The following is a 7,019-nucleotide window of genomic DNA, read 5'->3' on the forward strand; positions in this document are numbered from 1 at the left end:
TCAGCTCTCCGCCGATTTCAGCGCGGCCCGGAGGTGGCCGTCGGCCGCGGTCAGGAGTCCGTTCGCCGTGGCCGCGTCCACGTCCGCAAGCAGGATCAGGATCGCCGTCTTCACCTCGCCGTCCGCCTCGGTCAGGGCGCGTTCGATGTCGGTGTCGGTCGCGCCGGTGGCGAGGGCGACGATGCGGTGGGAGCGGGCCCGGAGCTTGTCGTTGGAGGCGCGGACGTCGACCATGAGGTTTCCGTAGGTCTTGCCGAGCCGGATCATCGTGATCGTCGACAGCATGTTGAGGACCAGCTTCTGGGCGGTGCCGGCCTTGAGGCGGGTGGAGCCGGTGAGGAGTTCGGGGCCGACGACGATCTCGATGCCGTGCTCGGCGGCGGAGGCGAGGGTGCTGCCCGGGTTGCAGGACAGGCCGATCGTCAGCGCGCCCTGCTGACGGGCGTGTTCGACCGCGGCGATGGCGTACGGGGTGCGTCCGGAGGCCGAGATGCCCACGACCGTGTCGGCCGGGGTGAGCGCGAGGGCGTCGAGGTCGGCGCGGGCCAGCTCCACGGAGTCCTCGGCGCCCTCGACCGAGGTGACCATCGCCTCCGGGCCGCCCGCGATGAGGCCGACGACCTGGGTGGGGTCGGTGTTGAAGGTGGGCGGGCACTCGGAGGCGTCGAGGATGCCGAGGCGGCCGGCGGTGCCGGCGCCCGCGTAGAGGAGTCGGCCGCCACGTGCCATCCGTTCCGCGATGGCGTCGATCGCGGCGGCGATCTCGGGGAGGCGGGAGGCGACGGCGGCGGGTACGGAGGCGTCCTCGCCGTTCATGAGGCGGGCGATGTCGAGGGTGGGGAGCCGATCGATCTCGGCGAGTTCGGGACGGAACGCCTCGGTGGTCAGGGTCTCCAACTCGGCGCGCAGTTCACGGGGGTTGGATGTCGAGGTCATGAGAGACGGCTCTTTCCGATGTGCTGTGTCCGGTCCGACCTTCTATCGGCGATGCCTATGGGCCAGTGCCTCATATGACGCGGCCAGCGCCGGCGCCGCCGTCTCGTAGGTCCGCTGGGCGACCCCGACGAACAGGCAGTCCACCACCAGCAACTGACTGGTCCGCGACGACATCGCCGCCGGCCGCAACTCGCTCTCCCGCGCGGTGGACGTCGTCAGGATGTGGTCGGCGTACTGGGTGACCGCCCCGTCCGGCCGTCCGGTGATGGCGACCGTCGTGGCGCCGTGCTCGAACGCGACCCGCAGCGGCTCGATGACGTCCCCGGTCGTCCCGGAGTGCGTGATCGCGATGGCCACGTCACCGGCCCGCAACTGCACCGCGTTCGTCACCGCGAGATGCGGATCGCTGTGGGCGTGGGCTATCAGCCCTATGCGCAGCAGCTTCTGGGTCAGGTCCTGGGCGACCAGCCCGCTCGCCCCCACGCCGTACACATCGATACGGCGGGCCCCGGCGGCGGCCGACACCGCGGCGCCGAGCTGCGCCGTGTCCAGTCCCGCCGCCGTGTCCGCGAGGGTCTGCTGCTCGTCGTACGCGAGTTTCGCCACGACGTCCGCGATCGGGTCGTCCACCGCGATGTCGGTCGTGATGGCCGGGGCGCGGCCCGACTGCTGCTGGGCGGCGAGGCCGGCGAGGGCGAGGCGCAGGTCGCGGTAGCCGGGGTAGCCCAGGATGCGGGCGGTGCGCACGACCGTGGCCTCGCTGGTGCCGGTGAGTTCGGCGAGGCCGGTGACCGTGAGGGCCGCGCAGCCCGCCGGGTCGTTCGCGACCGCTTCGGCGACGCGCTGCATGGAGCGGGTCATCGACGGCGCGAGCGTGCGCACCTTGGCCGCGAGGGCGGCGGGTGCGGGGGCGAAAGTTTCCTTCACCTCTTGGGTCACTCTTGAAAGGTATTTTCAACCCGGGTCGTGGTCAAGAGCGCGCACAATAGGACCATGGAACCTGTCAGTCCGCTCAGTCCGCTGGAGCAGGCGCTGCACACCGCCCGCGCCCTCGTGCTCGCCGACCTGGTCGCGGGCGAGGTCGCCGAGGCGGACGTGGTGTCGTTGGTCGAGGAGTCGGTCGTACAGCGACGCTGGTGGGTGGAGCAGTGGCCGGACGGCGTCGAGTACGTGGCCGGGCTGGTCGCCCAGGACGTTCAGGACGCGCTGCTGGACAAGTACGGCCGCTGGCCGCTGTGCCCGGTGTGCGGAGCCGGCGACCCGCACGCGCTGGAGGTCGAGCCGGAGCTCGGGCCCGATCCGCACTGGGTGTGCCACAAGGCGGGCGTGAAGGTCGCCGCGGTGGGCTCGCTGGGGCCCGTGACCTCGTGACGATCTACATAGACCCGCCCACCTGGCCGGGTCACGGCCGGATGTGGTCCCACCTGGTGAGCGATGTGTCGTACGACGAACTGCACGCGTTCGCCGAGGCGTTGGGCGTGCCGCGGCGGGCCTTCGAGCGGGATCACTACGACATCCCCGCGCACCACTACGCCGACGCGGTGCGCGCCGGCGCGGTGGAGGTGAGCAGCCGTGAGGTGGTGCGGTTGCTGCAGGGGGCGGGGCTGCGCAGGGCGAAGGGGCGGGGATGGGGCTGACGCCGAGGCGTCCGCCCCCGCGCGAGTCGGCTGTCGGTTACGCGAACTGGCCGGGCTGGTAGGAGCCGGCCGGGTTCTGGACCAGGACGTTCAGCCGGTTGAAGGTGTTGATCAGCGCGATCAGGGACACCAGCGCGCCGAGCTGCTCCTCGTCGTAGTGCTTGGCGGCGTTCTCCCAGACCTCGTCCGGTACGCCGCCGGCCGCGTCGGCGATGCGGGTGCCCGCCTCCGTCAGCTCCAGCGCGGCGCGCTCGGCCTCGGTGAAGAGGGTGGCCTCGCGCCAGGCCGCGACGAGATTGAGGCGGACGGTGTCCTCGCCCGCGGCTACGGCGTCCTTGAAGTGCATGTCGGTGCAGAAGCCGCAGCCGTTGATCTGGCTGGCGCGCAGCGTCACCAGGTTCTGCGTCGAGACGGGCAGCGGCGAGTCGTGGATGACCTTGCCCGCCGAGACGATGTGCTTCACGAACTCGCCGACGGTCGGGATCTCAAGGGCGTTCAAACGGGCGGCGCTCATGGCGAACTCCTCAGTCATTGGCCGTGGTCGGTGGGTACACAGCTATGACGGAGCGGCGCGGCGGGATGTGACGAGGGGAGATGTGACGTGGGTCACCTGTTATCCGGCAGGGTTCGCTGCCTGCGTACGTACAGCTGGAGCGCGGGGTCCATGTCGTGCTCCTCGCGGGCCGTCCGCTCCTCCTCGACGGTCGCCCGGAGGTATCCGGTGCGCTGGGCGACGCCCTGGGAGGGGGAGTTGTCGCCTTCGATCGTCGCGTAGAGCAGATCCACGTCGTCCCTGGACAGTGCCCACTCGGACAGGGCGTTCAGGGCCTCGGTCGCGTAGCCGTGGCCGCGAGCGGAGGGAGCGAGGTCGTAGCCGACCTCGGCTCGGCGCTCGTCGTCCGGTACGCCGTGGAAGCCCATGCCGCCGACCGCGCGGCCGTCCTCCCGCCGTACGAGGACGAACAGTCCCCATTCGGGCCGGTGTACGCCCTCGTCGTACCCCTTCATCAGCCACTTGGCGGCCTCCCGCGTGCCGTCGAACGGCCCGTCCTCGACCCACCGGAATCCGCCGTCACCGCCGTCGCACAGATCGGCGGCGGCCGCGGGGGTGACGCCCTGGAGGGTGAGGCGGTCGGTGGGGAGGACGAGGTTGTTGTTCCAGCGCCACTCGGTGACGGGCGGGCGGGCGGGGAGATCGGCGCGGCCGGTGGCCCACAGCAGGGTGCGCCAGTGGGCGCTGCCGACGGCGGATCCGGTTTCGGATCCGGTTTCGGGGCGGACGTGCGGGAAGATCGTCGTGAGGACGAACTCGGGTAGTTCGGCGGGGGGTTGGTACGTCAGGCCAAGGCCCTCGGCGATGTCGTGCGTGTGCAGCAGCACCTCGGCGACCCCCATCGCCGCGAAGCCCTCGCGGTTGGCGCTGCGGAACGGGTACGGGTGGAAGGCGCGCACGTCGAGGGGTGTGGTGCGGAGGGTGGCGGTGAACAGGGCGCCGGTCGTCTCGATGACCTGGAGCAGCCCTTCGTTGTCGGTGCCCTCGTCCAGGGTGATCTCGAAGGGGACGTAAGCGTCCTGTGCACGGCCCGCCAACTGGCCGCCGTAGGCGATCAGGTCCTCGGCGATGTGGAACGCCGTCCTGCGGCAACTCCACTCCAGCCGACCGGCCTTCACACCTTCCCAGTCCTGGTCCACCGCGGTGCGCAGCAGTGCCACGCAGCTCGCCACGGCCTCGGTCACGCGTTCCCCGCCCATGTGTCGCATGCCGGGCAGGCTACGGGTGCCGGGCGCTCACGGCGACAGCATTTCCAGCTCGCCGGCGAGGTTGTAGCGGGCCGTCGCCTCCCACTCCTTCCGGCCGTGCGGGGTCCGGAACAGGCTGGGCAGGTCCAGGAGCTGGCGCAGGATCGCGGCACGGCCCTCGCGGAAGGCGTCGTTCGGCACGAAGTGGTACTCCTCGCGGACGGCGGCCGTGTAGGCGGCGTACGCGGAGGGCGGGGCGGCGAGAACGGCGAGGTCGGCGTCGCACAGGACCTGGCCGTCGCGGTCGTCCGGCGCCGGGTCGTGGCTGACGGTGAGACGCACGAGACGGGCGACCTCGGCGGTGCGCTCCGCGGGGACACCGGCCTCGGGGAGGGCGCGTTCGGCGAGACGGGCGGATCGCTCCTCGTTCTCCGAGCGGTCCGGGAGGTAGACGGCGTCGTGGAACCAGGCGGCGAGGCGTACGACGTCCGGGTCGTCGGCGTGGCCGGCCAGCTCGTCGATGCGGTCCAGGACGGCGGTGAGGTGGGTGAGGGTGTGGTAGCGGCGCTGGGGTTCCTGCCAGCGGGTGAGGAGGTTGTCGGCGTAGGGGGTCGGGTCGGGGGTGGTGACCGGGGAGCGGGTGGCGTTGAGGGCTTGGGCGAAGCGGGTGCGTAGGGCTTCGAGGGCGGCGGAGTCGGGAGTGTTGGGGGTGCTCGGGGTGTGGGGATCGGTCATGGCGTCATTCTGGTGGGTGGATGGGTGGATGGGTGGATGGGTGGATGGGTGGTCGGGGTGAGGGCCGGGTGCGTGGGTGTTCTCCCCGGGTGTGGGTCCGGCGCCCTAGCGTGGGGCCATGACTTCTGCTGACGTGCACGATGTACGGGATCCCGAACTGCCGGGGCGGCTGCTGGTCGGCGAGCGGGACGCGCTGGTTCCGCTGCTGCGGGCGCGGTCGGACGCGGACTTCGCGCTGCCGACCGCCGCGTGTCCGGGGTGGTCGGTGCGGGATGTGCTGGCGCACTGTTCGTCCGCCCTGATGCGGGTGGTGGAGAGCCGGTTCGAGGAGGGCGTGTTCTCGCCCGAGTCCAACGACCGGGACATCGCCGAGCGCGCCGACTGGACCAACGCGCAGGTCGTCGACGAGCTGGAGCGCGGGATGACCGAGGCGGGGCCGGTGATCGCCAAGGCGGGCGGGGCGCTGGACGGCGTCGCGCTCGGGGAGTGGGTGCACGCCGGTGACGTACGGGACGTGCTCGGGGAGCCGGGTGCGTATGCCGGGGCCGGGCTGCCGGACGCGCTCCGGCTGCTCGCATGGCTGACGCGTGAGCGGCGGCACGTCCCGCTGCATGCCGACCTGGACGACGTGGACGAGCCGCTGCGGCTGGGGGAGGCGGCGGCGCCGAGGCCTCCGGCGCGGTATATCGGGGACGGGGCGACGCTGGTGCGGATCTACGCCGGGCGGCCGTTGGACGGGGCGGACTATGAGCTGGTGGGGGCGGAGGTGGGGGAGCTGAACATCTTCGGGTGACGGTGACGTGGGTGAGCTGGTCTTCGGTGGGTGGGCGTAGGCTGGACCGGAATTGGACTAGACCTGTGCGGGTCGGGTCTGTAGGTCTGTAGCCGCCGTCGAGTGCCGAGGAATGGGGTCCCATGAGCAAGCGTGCAGTCCTGGAGGTGATCGCCCTCGGGGTCGAGGACGCGGTCGCCGCCCAGGCCGGAGGTGCGGATCGGCTCGAACTGGTCACCGACATGGCGGCCGACGGGCTCACCCCGCCGGTCGAGACCTTCGCCGGGATCCGGGCCGCCGTGGACATCGACCTGCGCGTGATGGTGCGGCTGGCGGACGGGTTCGCGGCGGGGGACGTGGGGGAGTTGGTGCGGACGGTGCGTGAGATGCGGGGGGCCGGGGCCGAGGAGTTCGTGCTCGGGTTCCTGGACGGTGAGGGTGGGGTGGATCTCGGGGTCGTCGAGCGGGTGGTGGGGGAGCTGGACGGGTGCCGGTGGACGTTCCATCGGGCGATCGACCGGGCTGCTGACCGGGATGCGCTGCGGAAGCAGTTGGACGGGGTGCCGGGGCTGGACACGTATCTGACGGCCGGGTCGGCGGTGGGGGTGGATGAGGGGCTGCCGGTGTTGCTCGCCGAGGCGGCGCGGAGTGGGGAGCCTGGGTATGAGCAGCGGATTCTGGTGGGGGGTGGGTTGCGGCTCGATCATGTGCCGGGGTTGGTGGCGGCCGGGATCGACGCGTTCCATATCGGCGGGGCGGCGCGGCCGTGGGGGTGGGGCGGGCCGGTGGCTGTGGAGGCCGTGGCGGAGTGGCGGGCTGTGCTGGACGGGGTTTCGTAGGCGCGCGGGGTGGGCGGCCGGCGGTTGGTGACCGGGGGTGGTCGCGTGGCCCGGCGTGAGGGCTGGCCGGGGATGGCCGCGTGGCCCGGCGTGGGGGCTGGCCGGGGGTGGGTCGCGCAGCCCGGCGCTGACGGGGTGCCGCCCGCGCCCACCCGTGCCGCCCTAGGCGGCACGCATGCCCGCGGCTTGGCTGGGTGGGCCGGGTGCTTGGGGCTTGGCTGGGTGGGCCGGGTGTCTGGGGCTTGGCTGAGTGGGCCGGGTGTCTGGGGCTTGGCTGAGTGGGCCGGGTGTCTGGGGCTTGGCTGGGTGGGCCGGGTGCCCGCGGCTTGGCTGAGGGAGCCGGATGCCCGCGGCTAGGTT

9 protein-coding genes are annotated in these 7,019 nt (G+C 72.1%); 4 read left to right on the forward strand and 5 right to left on the reverse strand.

Annotated elements, in window-relative coordinates:
- Both murQ and ACP4J3_RS41755 read right to left on the reverse strand, forming a co-directional pair.
- Positions 1-936, reverse strand: coding sequence for an N-acetylmuramic acid 6-phosphate etherase (gene murQ / locus ACP4J3_RS41750; RefSeq protein ID WP_426541916.1), 936 nt, complete (start codon positions 934-936; stop codon positions 1-3).
- A gap of 42 nt (positions 937-978) precedes the next feature.
- Positions 979-1,875: a MurR/RpiR family transcriptional regulator gene (locus tag ACP4J3_RS41755; protein ID WP_426541918.1), complete on the reverse strand. Its 897-nt coding sequence runs from the start codon at positions 1,873-1,875 to the stop codon at positions 979-981.
- 54 nt (positions 1,876-1,929) lie between these two features.
- On the opposite strand from ACP4J3_RS41755, the gene ACP4J3_RS41760 reads away from it, so the two are divergent.
- A complete protein-coding gene (locus ACP4J3_RS41760) occupies positions 1,930-2,307 on the forward strand; it encodes a hypothetical protein (RefSeq protein ID WP_426541920.1) in 378 nt (125 codons plus the stop codon).
- Entirely contained in the window at positions 2,304-2,573 is a 270-nt protein-coding gene (locus ACP4J3_RS41765; RefSeq protein WP_426541922.1) for a DUF4031 domain-containing protein, read from the forward strand. Before ACP4J3_RS41760 ends, ACP4J3_RS41765 begins: the two co-directional genes overlap by 4 nt.
- A 37-nt stretch (positions 2,574-2,610) precedes the next feature.
- On the opposite strand, the gene ACP4J3_RS41770 is transcribed toward ACP4J3_RS41765, so the two are convergent.
- The 3 genes from ACP4J3_RS41770 to ACP4J3_RS41780 form a co-directional block, all read right to left on the reverse strand.
- Positions 2,611-3,087, reverse strand: a complete 477-nt coding sequence (locus tag ACP4J3_RS41770; RefSeq protein WP_426541924.1) for a carboxymuconolactone decarboxylase family protein — start codon at positions 3,085-3,087, stop codon at positions 2,611-2,613.
- Positions 3,088-3,179: 92 nt separating this feature from the next.
- Positions 3,180-4,334 carry a GNAT family N-acetyltransferase gene (locus ACP4J3_RS41775; protein ID WP_426541926.1) on the reverse strand — a complete coding sequence of 385 codons (1,155 nt, stop codon included), beginning with the start codon at positions 4,332-4,334 and terminating at the stop codon, positions 3,180-3,182.
- A 27-nt stretch (positions 4,335-4,361) separates the two neighbouring features.
- Positions 4,362-5,048 (reverse strand): HD domain-containing protein, encoded by a 687-nt coding sequence (locus ACP4J3_RS41780; protein WP_426541928.1) that lies wholly within the window; start codon positions 5,046-5,048, stop codon positions 4,362-4,364.
- Positions 5,049-5,166: 118 nt separating this feature from the next.
- Here ACP4J3_RS41780 and ACP4J3_RS41785 point away from each other — a divergent pair, with 118 nt between their 5' ends.
- Entirely contained in the window at positions 5,167-5,841 is a 675-nt protein-coding gene (locus ACP4J3_RS41785) for a maleylpyruvate isomerase family mycothiol-dependent enzyme (RefSeq protein WP_426541930.1), read from the forward strand.
- Positions 5,842-5,963: 122 nt separating this feature from the next.
- Positions 5,964-6,659 carry a copper homeostasis protein CutC gene (locus ACP4J3_RS41790; protein WP_426541932.1) on the forward strand — a complete coding sequence of 232 codons (696 nt, stop codon included), beginning with the start codon at positions 5,964-5,966 and terminating at the stop codon, positions 6,657-6,659.
- The last annotated feature ends 360 nt before the right edge of the window (positions 6,660-7,019 follow it).

Source organism: Streptomyces sp. UG1, assembly GCF_049974585.1.
GTDB lineage: Bacteria > Actinomycetota > Actinomycetes > Streptomycetales > Streptomycetaceae > Streptomyces.